The organism is Pseudomonas sp. Irchel 3E19 (assembly GCF_900187585.1).
GTDB classification, from domain to species: domain Bacteria; phylum Pseudomonadota; class Gammaproteobacteria; order Pseudomonadales; family Pseudomonadaceae; genus Aquipseudomonas; species Aquipseudomonas baetica.
This window is the reverse complement of the sequence record NZ_FYDT01000001.1, coordinates 277,162-292,542: the sequence shown is the minus strand read 5'-3', so window position 1 is coordinate 292,542 and position 15,381 is coordinate 277,162. Positions and strand designations below refer to the sequence as shown.

The window sequence follows — 15,381 nt, the reverse complement described above, 5'->3', positions numbered from 1 at the left end:
TTCGGGAAGTTCGGCAACATGCCGACAAACGTTGTTGATTGGCCGACTGGATAATATAAGTAAAGATTCGAAGATCTTATAAAAGACTTATATTTCCAGCGCCATGAATCAATCTGCCGACATCCAAATCATCAACGATGCCGAGGGCAACCCCGCCTTCGTAGTCATTCCCTACGCTCAATACGTCGCACAGAAAATGCAGCCCGATCTGATCCCGCATGAGGTGGTCAGTCGCATGGTCGACGGGGCGACACCGATCCGTGCCTGGCGCGAGCACCTGAACCTGACTCAGAAAGAAGTGGCGAAACGTCTGGGAATTTCCCAGCCGGCGTTCGCTCAACAAGAAACAGTAGCGAAGCCACGCAAGGCAACCCGCGAGAAAATTGCAGCAGCATTCGGCATCACGGCCAATCAACTTGAGTTGTAGCCTGCCCTCTTCATTCAAAGGAATTCCCATGAACATCTGCGGCATCGAAATCAAAGGCAGCGAAGCGATCATCGCCGTGGCCGCTCTCGACGGTTCGACCCTGAGTCACGTCGCCCTCAGCACCAAGAAAATCGCCCTGGACGATGACGACGAGGCGGCCAACGTCAAACGCTTCGCCGCGCAGGTGGCGTCGTTTGTGCGGGAGAACTCGATTGACCGGATTGCGATCAAGAAGCGCAGCAAGAAGGGCGAGTTTGCCGGTGGGCCGACGACCTTCAAGATTGAAGGCGTATTTCAGCTGCTCGATGGTTGCGAGGTGACGTTGTTGTCGCCGCAGACGATCAATGCGCAGGCCAAGAAGCACAACTTCGAGCTGCCGGCGACGCTGAACAAGTATCAGCATGAGGCTTACAAAGCGGCGTGTTCGGCGTTGGTGAAGAAGTAATCCGATTTTCCAGACGACACAAACCAACTGTGGGAGCGAGCCTGCTCGCGAATGCAATCTGTCAGTCGACATTGGTGTTGAATGAAACACCGCATTCGCGAGCAAGCCCGCTCCCACATTTGGATTTGTGTGATCCATTCAGGCCTGGGCGGTACGGCGGTCTTCTCTCGGACAACGGGCGAACCGTGCGCGATAGCTGCGGGTGAAGTAGGACGGTGATTCAAAACCACAGGCAATGCTGACCTCGAGCACGCTCATGTCGGTCTGGCGCAGTAGCTGCCGGGCCTTTTCCAGCCTTAAGCGCAGATAGAAATTGCTCGGCGTATCGTTCAGATGCAGCCGGAACAAGCGCTCCAGTTGCCGCCGCGTCACCTTGATCGATTCCGCCAGTTGCAGCGTGGTCAGCGGCGGTTCGCTGTGCTGCTCCATCTCGCCAATCACCTGAACCAGCTTCTTGTTGCTGATGCCGTAGCGCGTGGCAACTTCCATACGCTGGTGGTCTTTGCGTGGACGGATGCGCCCCAACACGAACTGCTCGCTGACCTGGATCGCCAGTTGCGGGCCGTGGGCCTGGGCGATCAGGTCGAGCATCAAATCGATGGACGCCGTGCCACCGGCCGAGGTGATGCGTCGACGGTCGATCTCGAACAGCTCCTGGGTCACGCTGAGCTGTGGATAAGATTCCTTGAAGGCGTCGATGGCTTCCCAATGCAGGGTCAGGCGATGGCCGTCGAGCAGGCCAGCCTCGGCGAGGACGAAGCTGCCGGTGTCGATGGCGCCGAGGGTGACGCCTTCGTTATCGAGACGGCGCAGCCAGTGCTCCAGCGTCGGGGTGGCGAACTTCAGCGGTTCGAAGCCGGCCACCACCAACAGCGTCGCGCCTTTCTTCAGCGGTTCCAGCGCTGCGTCGGCGTTGACCGACATGCCGTTACTCGCCAGCACCGCCCCGCCGTCAGCGCTCAGCACATGCCAGCGGTACAACTCGCCACGAAAGCGGTTGGCCACGCGCAGCGGTTCGATCGCAGAGATGAAGCCGATGGCGGAGAAGCCCGGCATCAGCAAGAAGTAGAAATCCTGGGACATGTGCGCACTCGATTCGCGGGTAACGAAAGGGAGGGTAGCGTGGATCGTTGATACGCCGATTGTCGTCAGCGTTCAAGCGCACAGGTCGCTACAGTGCAAATGCCAGTCGCCGCAGTGCGCTTTCACGGGGGCATTGCTGCGTAACTTGGCATCATCGGCGCATCAGACGCCGGAACTCACAATAAACGACCTGCCGAGGAACCCGACATGAAACGACTGATCAGCAGCTGTGTTCTTGCACTCAGCGGTACCGCTTTCTTGAGCGCCAGCGTCATGGCGGCCGAACCCGCCTCGTGCCAGAACGTACGCATGGGCGTGGTCAACTGGACCGACGTGATCGCCACCAGTGCCATGACCCAGGTGCTGCTCGACGGCCTCGGCTACAGCACCAAACAAACCAGCGCGTCCCAGCAAATCATCTTCGCCGGGATTCGCGACCAGCGTCTGGACCTGTTCCTCGGCTACTGGAACCCGCTGATGACCCAGACCATCACCCCGTTCGTCGACGCCAATCAGGTCAAAGTCCTCGACGCACCGAGCCTGAAGGACGCCCGCGCCACCCTCGCCGTGCCGACCTATCTGGCCGACAAAGGCCTGAAAACCTTCGCCGACATTGCCAAATTCGAAAAAGAACTGGGCGGCAAGATCTACGGCATAGAGCCGGGTTCGGGCGCCAACACCCAGATCAAGGCGATGATCAGCAAGAACCAGTTTGGCCTCGGCAAGTTCCAGCTGGTCGAGTCCAGCGAGGCCGGGATGCTCGCCGCCGTCGATCGCGCCGTACGCCGCAAAGAGGCCGTGGTGTTCTTCGGCTGGGCGCCGCACCCGATGAACGTCAACGTCAAGATGACCTACCTCACCGGTAGCGACGACGCCCTCGGCCCGAATGAAGGCATGGCCACCGTGTGGACCGTGACCGCGCCGAAATACGCCGAGCAATGCCCGAACATCGGTCGCCTGCTGACCAACCTGACGTTCACCGCCGAAGACGAGAGCCGGATGATGCAGCCACTGCTCGATCACAAGGACGCCTTCGAATCAGCGAAGCAGTGGCTCAAGGATCACCCCGAAGACAAGCAACGCTGGCTCGAAGGTGTGACCACGTTTGACGGCAAACCGGCCGCAGAGAACCTGCAACTGACCAGCCAGTAAATCCCCCCTGAATCCCCGCTTCGCAGCCCGCCAAGGGCTGCGGACAGACCCATCACGCCTGAAGGAAACCGCACCATGAATCACGACGTCATCATCACCTGCGCACTCACCGGTGCTGGCGACACGACCGCCAGGAGCCCCCACGTGCCGGTCACCCCGAAACAGATCGCCGCCGCCGCCGTGGAAGCGGCCAAGGCTGGCGCCACCGTCGTGCACTGCCATGTGCGCGATCCGCAGACCGGCAAGTTCAGCCGTGACGTGGCGCTGTACCGCGAAGTGATGGAGCGCATCCGCGAGGCGGACGTCGACATCATCGTCAACCTCACCGCCGGCATGGGCGGCGACCTGGAGATCGGTGCTGGCGAGAACCCGATGGAGTTCGGCCCGAATACTGATCTGGTCGGCCCACTGACACGTTTGGCTCACGTTGAAGAGCTGCTGCCGGAAATCTGCACGCTCGATTGCGGCACCCTCAACTTTGGCGATGGCGACACCATTTACGTCTCGACCCCGGCGCAGCTGCGGGCGGGCGCCAAGCGCATTACCGAGCTGGGCGTTAAAGCCGAACTGGAAATTTTCGACACCGGTCACCTGTGGTTTGCCAAGCAGATGATCAAGGAAGGCTTGCTCGATAACCCGCTATTCCAGCTGTGTCTGGGCATCCCGTGGGGCGCGCCGGCCGACACCACCACCATGAAAGCCATGGTCGACAACCTGCCGGCTGACGCGGTGTGGGCGGGGTTCGGCATCGGTCGGATGCAGATGCCGATGGCCGCGCAAGCGGTGTTGCTCGGCGGCAACGTGCGGGTCGGCCTGGAAGACAACCTGTGGCTGGACAAGGGTGTGCTGGCGACCAACGGCCAACTCGTTGAGCGCGCCACCGAGATCCTCAGCCGCCTCGGCGCGCGCGTACTCACGCCTGCCGAAGGCCGCAAGAAAATGGGCCTGACCCAGCGCGGCTGAACGAACTCACCTCAAAAGCCTGTGGGAGCGAGCCTGCTCGCGAAGAGGCCCGTACATCCGAAGCATCTTCATCAGCAGAGCCACCGCTTTCGCGAGCAGGCTCGCTCCCACAGTTGATCGCCGAACTATTCAGGAATGTCGCCATGAGCTTTATCACCGAAATCAAAACCTTCGCCGCGCTGGGCAGCGGTGTCATCGGCAGCGGCTGGGTGGCTCGCGCCCTCGCCCACGGCCTCGATGTCGTGGCCTGGGATCCGGCGCCCGGCGCTGAAGCGGCCCTGCGCAAACGCGTGGCCAATGCCTGGGGTGCGCTGGAGAAAAACGGTCTGGCGCCGGGGGCGTCACAAGATCGCCTGCGCTTTGTCGCGACCATCGAAGAATGCGTACGTGATGCCGATTTCATTCAGGAAAGCGCCCCGGAACGGCTGGAACTGAAGCTTGAGCTGCACAGCAAAATCAGTGCAGCGGCAAAACCCAACGCACTGATCGGCTCCAGCACGTCGGGCCTGCTGCCGAGCGAGTTCTACGAGAGCTCGACCCACCCCGAGCGCTGCGTGGTCGGGCATCCGTTCAACCCGGTGTACCTGCTGCCTCTAGTCGAAGTAGTCGGCGGCAAAAACACCGCGCCCGAGGCCGTGCAAGCGGCGATGAACGTCTACGAATCCCTCGGCATGCGCCCGCTGCATGTACGCAAGGAAGTGCCGGGGTTTATTGCCGACCGTCTGCTCGAAGCGCTGTGGCGCGAGGCGCTGCACCTGGTCAACGACGGTGTGGCGACTACCGGCGAGATCGATGATGCGATCCGCTTTGGCGCCGGTTTGCGCTGGTCATTCATGGGTACGTTTTTGACTTACACGCTGGCCGGTGGTGATGCCGGGATGCGCCATTTCATGTCGCAATTCGGCCCGGCGTTGCAATTGCCGTGGACCTATCTGCCGGCGCCGGAGCTGACTGACAAGTTGATTGATGACGTGGTGGCTGGCACCAGCGAGCAGTTGGGCGAACGTAGTATTTCAGCATTGGAGCGCTATCGTGATGATTGCCTGCTGGCGGTACTGGAAGCGGTGAAGGCGACCAAGGAAAAGCATGGGATGCGTTTTAACGAGTAGGCCTTGCTCAGCCGTTCCGGCCCCTTCGCGAGCAGGCTCGCTCCCACATTTGGAATGCAATCCCCTGTGGGAGCGAGCCTGCTCGCGAAGACGGCGGCCCAGACACCACTTATGTTGGACCAGATACCATGCCCAGCCTCACCACCTACCAAACCACCATCATCCCCGACTGGGTCGACTACAACGGCCACTTGCGCGACGCCTTCTACCTGCTGATCTTCAGCTACGCCACCGACGCCCTGATGGACCGTCTCGGCATGGACAGCAACAACCGCGAAGCCAGCGGCCACTCGCTGTTCACCCTGGAACTGCACCTCAATTACCTGCACGAGGTAAAGCTCGACACCGCCGTCGAAGTGCGCACGCAAATCATCGGCCACGACAGCAAACGCCTGCACCTCTATCACAGCCTGCACAAGGTCGCAGATCAGCAGGAACTGGCCGGCAACGAGCAAATGTTGCTCCACGTCGACCTCGCAGGCCCGCGTTCGGCGCCTTTCAGTACCGACACCCTCAGCCGCCTGCAAGCCATCGTCGCCGAGCAGGCCGACCTGCCCGCCCCGGCTTACATCGGCCGCGTGATCGCGCTGCCGGCACCGCGATAAACGCAGGCAAAAAAACCCCGATACCAGCCGTGACTGGATCGGGGCGAACATACCTTTGAGGAGCTTGCGCGGCGAGGGTGACCAAACCTTCGTAAAGCGAGCTGAGTCCAGTGTGCCGACTCCCCTCCCTGACGAGTTAGCCGAAAACGACCTGTTCATAGTCGTCTCAGCCACTGCGACAAATCGCCCTTGCCGTCACCGCACGCGACTACCAGAATCGAGCAACGACCTCCGATGCCGAAGAAGGATTTGCGTGATGATGTACGCCGATTTGATTGACCAGGAAGATCTGTTGGGCCAGCTCAAGTCACTGGGTTTTCAAGTGCCGAGCGGCTCCACGGCCGAGCAGGCCTGTGAGTGTGCGGTGCGTGGGCTGGATAACGTTCGCGCGTCTGAGCTGCGCAAGATGGTCAAGGACATGTACACCAGTGGCGCGAGCATTCAGCCGGCGGTGCGTCAGGCGATCGACAAACAGTTGTTGCCAGCGTTAGCGGAGTACCAGCAAAGCCATAGCGCCTGATAAATCCATTCGCGAGCAGGCTCGCTCCCACATTTGACAGAATTCTCATGGAAGAACTCGGTTAAAGGTGGGAGCGAGCCTGCTCGCGAAGAACGATGACTCGCTCTACAGCCTTACACTGGCAAACGTCGACTCGTTCCGCGCCTGGCTCAACGCCGACATCGGCCCCGACAGCGGCGACATCACGATTGCCTGAGGCAACGGCAGCATCGCCACCTGTTGAGTCGTGTTGGAACCGACACGCTCGTCACGCGGCGGAATGCCGAAGTATTCGCGGTAGCACTTGGAAAAGTGCGGCGTCGACACGAAGCCACACACCGAAGCCACTTCGATGATCGACATCGGCGTCTGCTTGAGCAGTTGCCGGGCGCGGATCAGACGCAGTTTCAGGTAGTAGCGGGACGGCGAGCAGTGCAGGTATTTCTGGAACAGGCGCTCGAGCTGGCGACGCGACACGGCGACGTACACTGCCAGCTCGTCCAGATCGATCGGCTCTTCCAGATTGGCTTCCATCAGCGCGACGATTTCCTGCAGCTTCGGCTGGTTGGTGCCGAGCATGTGCTTGAGCGGCACGCGCTGGTGATCCTGTTCATTGCGGATGCGCTCGTAGACGAACATCTCGGAGATCGCGGCGGACAGTTCACGGCCGTGATCGCGGCTGATCAGGTGCAGCATCATGTCCAGCGGCGCGGTGCCGCCGGAGCTGGTGAAACGGTTACGGTCGAGGGTGAACAAGCGAGTGCTCATCGCAACGCGCGGGAAAGCTTCCTGCATCGCCGCAAGACATTCCCAGTGCACGCTGCAATCGAACCCGTCGAGCAGGCCGGCGCAGGCCAGCGCCCAACTGCCGGTACACACGGCGCCGAGACGCTTCGACTGGCGCGCCTGGCTTTGCAGCCACGAGACGTGCTCACGGGTAACGGTGCGCTGGATGCCGATGCCACCACAGACGATCACGGTGTCCAGCGGCGGCGCTTTGTGCATGGAGGCGTCGGGGGTGATTTGCAGACCGTCACTGGCCCACACCTGACCGCCATCGACGGTAAGGGTGCTCCAGCGATACAGCTCGCGACCGGACAATTGGTTGGCCATGCGTAGCGGTTCAACCGCAGAGGCCAGAGAAATAAGCGTGAAATTGTCCAGCAGCAGAAAGCCGATGGATTGAGGCGCACGGTTCTGGGGTTGGGCCCCGGAGTTGAACGACGTCATCGCGGTATCTCCTCACACAAAGCGGGTGATGGCCTCAGGCGGAGGCTCTTGTTATTGCCGCGTGCTCATGCGGGAGACGGGCTTTGTTATGACAGAGCAATTGCCATGCCTAAAATTGAATGGCCGTTCAATAACTCCTGAAAACGACGTCGCGACGTGTCTATTCGAGACGTCCGACGAAAAGCATTTCGAAGTGCCATCAGCGATGGCGAATGCCCTGCTCCGTTGCCTGTGAGCAAATCGGTAGCACTTGTGGGAACGGGCCTGCGCGCAGTTTGCGGGGGAGTGTCACCCAAGGCACGGGTGACGGACGGTAGGGTGTGCTGATTGCCTGTTACAGGTGGGAAAAACTCTTATCTGATTGCGACGCGCTAAAAGGTGGCGTGTTTGATTACCGTGTTCACTTGGTGAGCAGTTTTGACTGGTCTGGCCCCTTCGCGAGCAGGCTCGCTCCCACATTGGACCCTGGCGTTCACACATTTTGTGTTCACTGGAGATCTACTGTGGGAGCGGGCTTGCTCGCGAAGAATTCAACTCGGTGCTGCTGACTCAGCACTCAACCGCGCTGACCGCCAACCCACCGCGCGACGTCTCTTTATATTTGTCATGCATGTCGGCCCCGGTATCACGCATGGTGCGGATCACCCGATCCAGCGAAATAAAATGCTGACCATCGCCACGCAACGCCATTTGCGCCGCGTTAATCGCTTTCACCGCCGCAATCGCATTGCGCTCGATGCACGGCACTTGCACCAGCCCGCCCACCGGATCGCAGGTCAGCCCGAGGTTATGTTCCAGGCCAATCTCCGCCGCGTTGCACAACTGCTCCGGCGTGGCGCCAAGAATCTCCGCCAGGCCCGCCGCCGCCATCGCGCAGGCCGAGCCGACCTCGCCCTGACAGCCAACTTCGGCGCCCGAGATCGACGCATTCTTCTTGCACAGAATCCCCACCGCCGCCGCGCCCAATAAGTAGTCGACTACGTTGGCGTCGGTGACCGCTTCACTGAACTTCATAAAGTAGTGCAACACCGCCGGAATGATCCCCGCCGCGCCGTTGGTCGGTGCCGTGACCATGCGCCCGCCGGCAGCATTTTCTTCATTCACGGCGAGGGCAAACAGGTTGACCCACTCCATCGCACTCAGCGTCGAGCCGATCACATTGGGCTTACCCAATTCCTGAAGACTGCGATGCAACTTCGCCGCACGCCGCCGCACATTCAAACCGCCAGGCAGGATGCCTTCGTGTTTGAGGCCCTGCTCAACGCAATCCTGCATAGCCCGCCACAGTTTCATCAATCCGGCGCGAATCTCTTCTTCACTGCGCCAGACCTTCTCGTTGGCCATCATCAATTCGGCAACGCGCAGGTTGTTGTTTTTGCACAGCTCCAGCAGCTCGACGGCGCTGGAAAAGTCATAAGGCAACTCGGTGCGATCCAGATCGACCACACCGCTGGACGCCTGCGCCTCATCTACGACAAAACCGCCGCCGACTGAATAGTAGGTGTCGCGATGCAACTCACCGTGATCGCCTTCGGCAACCAAGGTCATGGCGTTGGGGTGAAACGGCAGGTTTTCGTCAATCAGACGCATGTCGCGGGCCCAGACAAACGGCACCGACAGGCGACCATCCAGAAGAAGGGTGTGGGTTTCACGCAAAGCCTGGATGCGCGGGCCGATCTGCGAAGGGTCGATGGCGTCCGGCCATTCGCCCATCAGGCCCATGATCACCGCGTTGTCGCTGCCGTGCCCGATGCCGGTGGCCGACAGCGAACCGAACAGTTGCACTTCGATACGGCGCACGTGCTCCAACTGATGCTTGCTGCGAAGCGACTCGACAAACAATGCCGCGGCGCGCATTGGCCCGACGGTGTGGGAACTGGAAGGGCCGATGCCGATTTTGAACAGGTCGAAAACGCTGATAGCCATTGCTGCAGAGCTCCTGAGAATGCCGATCCGGGGCGTGAAGCGCCCCTTGGCGGAGCTGCTACGCTCAAGCTGCGATCCGCCGGAATGCCGGCATCATCAGGCTTTTGTCGGGCCGTACGGCGTCTGACACCGACGCACTCATGCCCACTAACGCCGTAGCGCTTTCGCCCTTGGTTTTCGCCGTTTTTATGCGGTTCAGATGGCCAGACGGGGCCAAAAAAAGCTGTAAACGACGTCACTGACACTGGATGCGACCATCCCTGTACTGGATACGACGCCCCCTGTAGGCGTCAGATTTTCACTGGTACATGATCGTTATGACTCGATTGCAAGGCGCCGTGGTAGAGCTGTCTCCAGAACGCCATCCAACCGCAACCTATAAGTGCGGTGGTCCACAGTCGGAACACTGCCAAAAAAAACACCAAGGAGTCCATCCATGAAAGGTTCCCCGTCGTTGTTGTTGGCCGCCATGCTGAGTCTGCCGTTACTGGCTCAAGCCGCAGAACCGGCGCAGTGCAGTACCGTTAACTTCTCCGATGTCGGCTGGACCGACATCACCGCGACCACCGCAACCACCTCCGTCGTGCTCAACGCCCTCGGCTACAAGACCAAGACCACCATGATCTCCGTGCCCGTGACCTACAAGTCGCTGGCCGACGGCAAGAACATGGACGTGTTCCTCGGCAACTGGATGCCGACCATGGAAAACGACATCAAGGCCTACCGCGACGCCGGCACCGTGGAAACCGTGCGCACCAACCTCACGGGCGCCAAGTACACCCTCGCCGTACCCCAAGCCCTGTACGACAAAGGTCTGCATGACTTCGCCGACATCGCCAAATTCAAGAAAGAACTCGACGGCAAGATCTACGGCATCGAGCCTGGCAACGACGGCAACCGTCTGATCCAGAGCATGATCGACAAGGACGCCTTCGGCCTGAAAACCGCCGGCTTCAAAGTCGTCGAATCCTCCGAAGCGGGCATGCTCTCGCAGGTTGACCGTGCTTCTCGCCGTGGCACCGAAGTGGTGTTCCTCGGCTGGGCGCCGCACCCGATGAACAAGCGCTTCAAGATCCAGTACCTGACCGGTGGTGACGAATTCTTCGGCCCTGATTTCGGTGCCGCGACCGTGGCGACCAACACCCGCAAGGGTTACACCACCGAATGCAGCAACGTCGGCCAGTTGCTGAAGAACCTGGAGTTCACCGTCGACATGGAAAGTGAACTGATGGGCAACATCCTCGACGACAAGATGAAGCCTGACGCGGCCGCCAAGGCTTGGCTGAAAAAGAATCCACAGGTGCTAGATACCTGGCTCGCTGGCGTGACCACCATTGACGGTAAGCCTGGTCTTGCGGCCGTGAAAGCCAAACTGCAGTAATCGTTTATGCCGGGGGAGCCAGCTCCCCCGGGCTGTTTATTTCCTTGCATGCGGACGTTCACTACCATGCTGATTGATCAGAAAATACCTCTAGGCCAGTACATCGCGGGCTTCGTTGAATGGTTGACGCAACACGGCGCCAACACCTTCGACGCAATCGCCGTGACACTGGAAACGATGATCCACGGCGTGACGTTTGCGCTCACCTGGTTCAACCCTTTTGTCTTGATCGGCCTCATTGCCCTGCTCGCGCATTTCATCCAGCGCAAATGGGGGCTGACTGTTTTTGTGATTGTGTCCTTTCTGCTGATCCTCAATCTGGGGTACTGGCAGGAAACCATGGAAACCCTCGCCCAGGTCATGTTCGCGACCCTGGTCTGCGTGGTCATCGGCGTGCCGTTGGGCATCGTCGCCGCGCACAAACCGATGTTCTACACGGTGATGCGTCCGGTACTCGATCTGATGCAGACCGTACCGACCTTCGTTTACCTCATTCCTACCCTGACCCTTTTCGGGCTGGGTGTGGTGCCGGGCCTGATCTCCACGGTGGTGTTCGCCATCGCTGCGCCGATCCGCCTGACCTACCTGGGCATCCGCGATGTCCCGCAAGAACTGATGGACGCCGGCAAGGCCTTCGGCTGCTCGCGTCGCCAATTGCTCTCACGGATCGAACTGCCTCACGCCATGCCGAGCATCGCTGCCGGCATCACCCAGTGCATCATGCTGTCGTTGTCGATGGTGGTGATCGCGGCACTGGTGGGCGCCGACGGACTCGGCAAACCGGTGGTCAACGCACTGAACACTGCTGATATCGCCCTGGGCTTCGAAGCGGGCCTGGCGATCGTACTGCTGGCGATCATGCTCGACCGTATCTGCAAACAACCCGACGCTAAAGTAGGGGGTGACGCATGAGCATAATTCGCTTCGAAGACGTCGACGTAATCTTCTCCAAGGATCCACGCGAGGCGCTCAAGCTGCTGGATCAGGGCATGACCCGTAACGAGATCCTGAAAAAGACCGGTCAGATTGTCGGTGTGGAAAAGGCCAGTCTGGACATCAACAAAGGCGAAATCTGCGTGCTGATGGGCCTGTCCGGCTCCGGCAAGTCGAGCCTGCTGCGCTGCATCAACGGCCTCAACACTGTCAGTCGCGGCAAGCTGTTTGTCGAGCATGAAAACCGCCAGATCGACATCGCTTCCTGTACGCCTGCCGAGCTGAAAATGATGCGCACCAAACGCATCGCCATGGTGTTCCAGAAGTTCGCCCTGATGCCTTGGCTGACGGTGCGCGAGAACATCAGCTTCGGTCTGGAGATGCAGGGCCGCCCGGAGAAGGAACGGCGCAAGCTGGTCGACGAGAAACTCGAACTGGTGGGCCTTACCCAGTGGCGCAACAAGAAACCCGACGAACTCTCTGGCGGTATGCAGCAACGCGTGGGGCTGGCCCGGGCGCTGGCGATGGACGCCGACATTCTGCTGATGGACGAGCCGTTCTCGGCACTCGACCCGCTGATCCGCCAAGGCCTGCAGGATGAACTGCTGGAACTGCAACGCAAGCTAAGCAAAACCATTGTCTTCGTGAGTCACGACCTCGATGAGGCACTGAAACTCGGCAGCCGCATCGCGATCATGAAAGACGGGCGGATCATCCAGTACAGCGTGCCGGAAGAGATCGTGCTGAACCCGGCGGACGACTATGTGCGCACCTTCGTCGCCCACACCAATCCACTCAACGTACTGTGCGGGCGCAGCCTGATGCGCACGCTGGACAACTGCAAACGCATCAACGGTTCGGTGTGCCTGGATCCGGGCGGCGATTCATGGCTGGACCTGGCCGAGGGCAACACCATCAAGGGCGCGCGGCAGAACGGTTCAGTGCTGAACCTGCAAAACTGGGCGCCGGGGCAAGCGGTAGAAGGGCTGGAGCGCAAGCCGACGCTGGTGGATTCGAATATCGGCATGCGTGATGCGTTGCAGATTCGTTATCAGACCGGCAACAAACTGGTGCTGCACGATAACAATCATGTGGTGGGGATCCTGGGCGACAGCGAGCTGTATCACGCGTTGCTGGGCAAGAACCTGGGGTAAGTACCGCAGACACAAAAACGCCGCGAGAGGATCGCGGCGTGATCGTTCCCACGCTCTGCGTGGGAACGATCATGCAACACCGTTGCGGCCGAAGGCCCCTTCGCGAGCAGGCTCGCTCCCACATTTGATCGCATTCCCCAGCAGCAATTCGGTCACCTGTGGGAGCGAGCCTGCTCGCGAAGAATGCGGCGCGATGCTTCAGACAGAAACACCGCGCTCTTGCTGTTTAGCTATACACCCGGCCAAGGAGCTGCCGATGGCTTTCAAACTGATCGAGCACATCGCGTGTGATCTGATCTTGCGTGAAGCCCATCAGGTCGTAATCCTGGCTGCCGTTGTGCAGATACACCTCGGCGCGATAGAAACGCTGACGCGTCTCTTCAGACTCGACCGATTCGCTCGGCGTCGCCAGATAGCCTTCCAGGCTCACTTCGTAAACGAAAGGGTTGCCCTCTTCCATCTCGATGCGTACGCCCATGCAGCGCTTGGATTTACCCAGCAGCGTTTGCACTTCCAGGCCCTGAGCGCGCATTTGCGCAGCCGCGTCTTCCAGCGCCGGGCTGACCTGCTTGTCCATGAAGCGTTGCACCACCGATTGGCTCGGCTGCAGATCCAGCTGAGTCAGACGCTCGCTGAAACCACGACGACCGCGCTCCGCCAGTTGCGCTTGCTCCTGTTCGATCTGCACGTCCTGGCGCATGGCCTTGTGCAGGCAAAACATGAAGAACACCAACACCACCGAGAACGGCAGACCGGCCAGCACGACCATGGTTTGCATGGCTTCGAAGTTACCGGCGAACAGCAGACCGATGGTCACCAGGGTAATCACCGCCGACCAGAAAATTCGCAGCCAGTGCGGCGCATCTTCGTCGACGTTGCCACCCTTGCAGGACAGGTTCGCCATCATCACCGCGCCAGAGTCGGCCGGGGTCAGGAACAGCACGAAACCGACAAAGATCGACACACCGATGACGACTTTCGACGCCGGGTAGTGCTCAAGCAATTGATAGATCGCCATCGACGGCTGTTCCAGTGCCGTCTTGCCAAGTTCCACCGCGCCATGGTTCATCACCAGGTCCAGCGCCGAGTTACCGAAGATCGACAGCCAGGCCAAGGTAAAGCCCAGCGGAATCAGCAGTACGCCAGCCACCAGTTCACGCACGGTGCGACCACGGGAAATACGCGCGATAAACATGCCGACGAATGGCGCCCAGGAAATCCACCAGGCCCAGTAGAACAGAGTCCACAGGCCCATCCAGCGCTCGGATTTCTCGCCACTGCCTTCGTACACATAAAGGTCGAACGTTTTCAGGACGATGCCGTTGAGGTAATCGCCGATGTTCTGCACGAAGCCGTTGAGCAGGTGCAAGGTCGGGCCGAACAACAGCACGAAAATCAGCAGACCGCTGAACAGCACGATGTTCAGGTTGGACAGACGACGAATGCCGTTTTCCACGCCGGACACGGCAGCGATGGTCGCCACGGTGCTCATCACAATGATCACGATCAGCAGATTGGTGTTGCTGTGCTCCATGCCGAACAGGTTTTCCAGGCCAGAGGACACTTGCAGCGAGCCGATCCCCAGGTTGGTCACCAGACCCAGCAGGGTCACGAACATGCCGAAGCCGTCCACTGCGTGACCGGCCGCGCCTTTGACCCAACGCTCACCGACCAGCGGATACAGCGCCGAACGCAGGGCCAGCGGCTGGTTGTGACGGTAGGCAAAGTAAGCCACCGCCAGACCGACCAGTGCGTAGATCGCCCAGCCGTGCAGGCCCCAGTGCAGGAACGTCAGCTGCACCGCCTGACGCGCGGCCATGTTGGTGGCCGCTGCGCCTTCCGGCGGATTGAAGTAGTGATCCAGCGGCTCGGACGCGCCGAAGTACAGCAGCGAAATGCCGATACCCGACGAGAACAGCATCCCCGCCCAGGCGCCGTAACTGAAATCCGGGGTGTCGTCCTTGCTGCCCAGTTTGAGTTTGCCGTAGGAGGAAAACGCCAGGCCCACCACAAACACCAGGTAAGCGGCGATCACCACCATGTAGTACCAGCCGAAGCTGCGCGACAACCAGGCCTGAGCCACACTCAACATCCTGCCGGCCTCTTGCGGGGCGATAATCAGAATGGCGGTCAACAACAGAATCAGCGCGGTAGAGGTGTAAAACACCCAACCGTTGACCGTCACCTTCTCGGGCGGGGTCTTTATTAGCGAGGCAGAACTCATGGCACAAATGCTCCAGGCAGTGCGAGAGAAGAACACAAGGCAACACGGAACCCGACCAATCGGTTAGTTGGCAGCCGACCGGCGGGTGATATAAAGACACCCCGAAAAAAGCCCGAACCTGCCGAAATGGCGCTGCGAATCGCTTTCGTGGCCAAAGTCATGCGGACGTTCATCCGAAACCTGGCCCCGAGCGTCTTGCCCATTCAACACGTCCATCGAATCGCGAACCGCGCCATGCCCCACGCAGGTT

At 60.1% G+C, this 15,381-nt stretch carries 14 protein-coding genes; 10 read left to right on the top strand and 4 right to left on the bottom strand.

Features of this window, described 5'->3' with window-relative positions; translation table 11 throughout:
• The first annotated feature begins 103 nt into the window (after positions 1-103).
• Together CKW18_RS01450 and CKW18_RS01445 are read left to right on the top strand one after the other, a co-directional pair.
• The gene (locus CKW18_RS01450) at positions 104-427 is read left to right on the top strand and encodes a helix-turn-helix domain-containing protein (RefSeq protein ID WP_095187110.1); all 324 of its coding nucleotides are present in this window, start codon (positions 104-106) and stop codon (positions 425-427) included.
• 28 nt (positions 428-455) lie between these two features.
• The gene (locus tag CKW18_RS01445; RefSeq protein WP_095187109.1) at positions 456-872 is read left to right on the top strand and encodes a DUF3010 family protein; all 417 of its coding nucleotides are present in this window, start codon (positions 456-458) and stop codon (positions 870-872) included.
• 138 nt (positions 873-1,010) lie between these two features.
• Here the strand turns inward: CKW18_RS01445 and CKW18_RS01440 are convergent, their stop codons facing one another.
• A complete protein-coding gene (locus CKW18_RS01440) occupies positions 1,011-1,955 on the bottom strand; it encodes a GlxA family transcriptional regulator (RefSeq protein WP_095121415.1) in 945 nt (314 codons plus the stop codon).
• A 207-nt stretch (positions 1,956-2,162) separates the two neighbouring features.
• Between CKW18_RS01440 and CKW18_RS01435 the strand changes: the two genes are divergently transcribed.
• From CKW18_RS01435 to CKW18_RS01415, 5 genes are all read left to right on the top strand, one after another.
• Positions 2,163-3,107: a choline ABC transporter substrate-binding protein gene (locus tag CKW18_RS01435; RefSeq protein WP_095187108.1), complete on the top strand. Its 945-nt coding sequence runs from the start codon at positions 2,163-2,165 to the stop codon at positions 3,105-3,107.
• Between the two features lie 75 nt (positions 3,108-3,182).
• Positions 3,183-4,070, top strand: a complete 888-nt coding sequence (locus tag CKW18_RS01430; protein WP_095187107.1) for a 3-keto-5-aminohexanoate cleavage protein — start codon at positions 3,183-3,185, stop codon at positions 4,068-4,070.
• Between the two features lie 143 nt (positions 4,071-4,213).
• On the top strand, positions 4,214-5,179 hold the full coding sequence (locus CKW18_RS01425; RefSeq protein ID WP_095187106.1) for an L-carnitine dehydrogenase: 966 nt from the start codon (positions 4,214-4,216) through the stop codon (positions 5,177-5,179).
• A 128-nt stretch (positions 5,180-5,307) separates the two neighbouring features.
• Positions 5,308-5,784 (top strand): thioesterase family protein, encoded by a 477-nt coding sequence (locus CKW18_RS01420; protein ID WP_095187105.1) that lies wholly within the window; start codon positions 5,308-5,310, stop codon positions 5,782-5,784.
• 256 nt (positions 5,785-6,040) lie between these two features.
• Positions 6,041-6,304, top strand: a complete 264-nt coding sequence (locus CKW18_RS01415) for a hypothetical protein (protein ID WP_095187104.1) — start codon at positions 6,041-6,043, stop codon at positions 6,302-6,304.
• 105 nt (positions 6,305-6,409) lie between these two features.
• Here the strand turns inward: CKW18_RS01415 and CKW18_RS01410 are convergent, their stop codons facing one another.
• The gene (locus tag CKW18_RS01410; RefSeq protein WP_007949927.1) at positions 6,410-7,513 is read right to left on the bottom strand and encodes a GlxA family transcriptional regulator; all 1,104 of its coding nucleotides are present in this window, start codon (positions 7,511-7,513) and stop codon (positions 6,410-6,412) included.
• Between the two features lie 549 nt (positions 7,514-8,062).
• Positions 8,063-9,439 carry an L-serine ammonia-lyase gene (locus CKW18_RS01405; RefSeq protein WP_095187103.1) on the bottom strand — a complete coding sequence of 459 codons (1,377 nt, stop codon included), beginning with the start codon at positions 9,437-9,439 and terminating at the stop codon, positions 8,063-8,065.
• Positions 9,440-9,875: 436 nt separating this feature from the next.
• On the opposite strand from CKW18_RS01405, the gene CKW18_RS01400 reads away from it, so the two are divergent.
• From CKW18_RS01400 to choV, 3 genes are all read left to right on the top strand, one after another.
• Positions 9,876-10,820 carry a choline ABC transporter substrate-binding protein gene (locus CKW18_RS01400; RefSeq protein ID WP_095187102.1) on the top strand — a complete coding sequence of 315 codons (945 nt, stop codon included), beginning with the start codon at positions 9,876-9,878 and terminating at the stop codon, positions 10,818-10,820.
• 66 nt (positions 10,821-10,886) lie between these two features.
• Entirely contained in the window at positions 10,887-11,732 is an 846-nt protein-coding gene (choW, locus tag CKW18_RS01395) for a choline ABC transporter permease subunit (protein WP_095187101.1), read from the top strand.
• A complete protein-coding gene (gene choV, locus CKW18_RS01390) occupies positions 11,729-12,907 on the top strand; it encodes a choline ABC transporter ATP-binding protein (protein ID WP_095187100.1) in 1,179 nt (392 codons plus the stop codon). The genes choW and choV overlap by 4 nt, the downstream gene beginning before the upstream one ends.
• 226 nt (positions 12,908-13,133) lie before the next feature.
• Here choV and CKW18_RS01385 read toward each other — a convergent pair whose 3' ends face one another.
• Complete coding sequence (locus CKW18_RS01385; RefSeq protein WP_256586881.1) at positions 13,134-15,074, bottom strand: BCCT family transporter; 1,941 nt, start codon at positions 15,072-15,074, stop codon at positions 13,134-13,136.
• Positions 15,075-15,381: the final 307 nt, after the last annotated feature.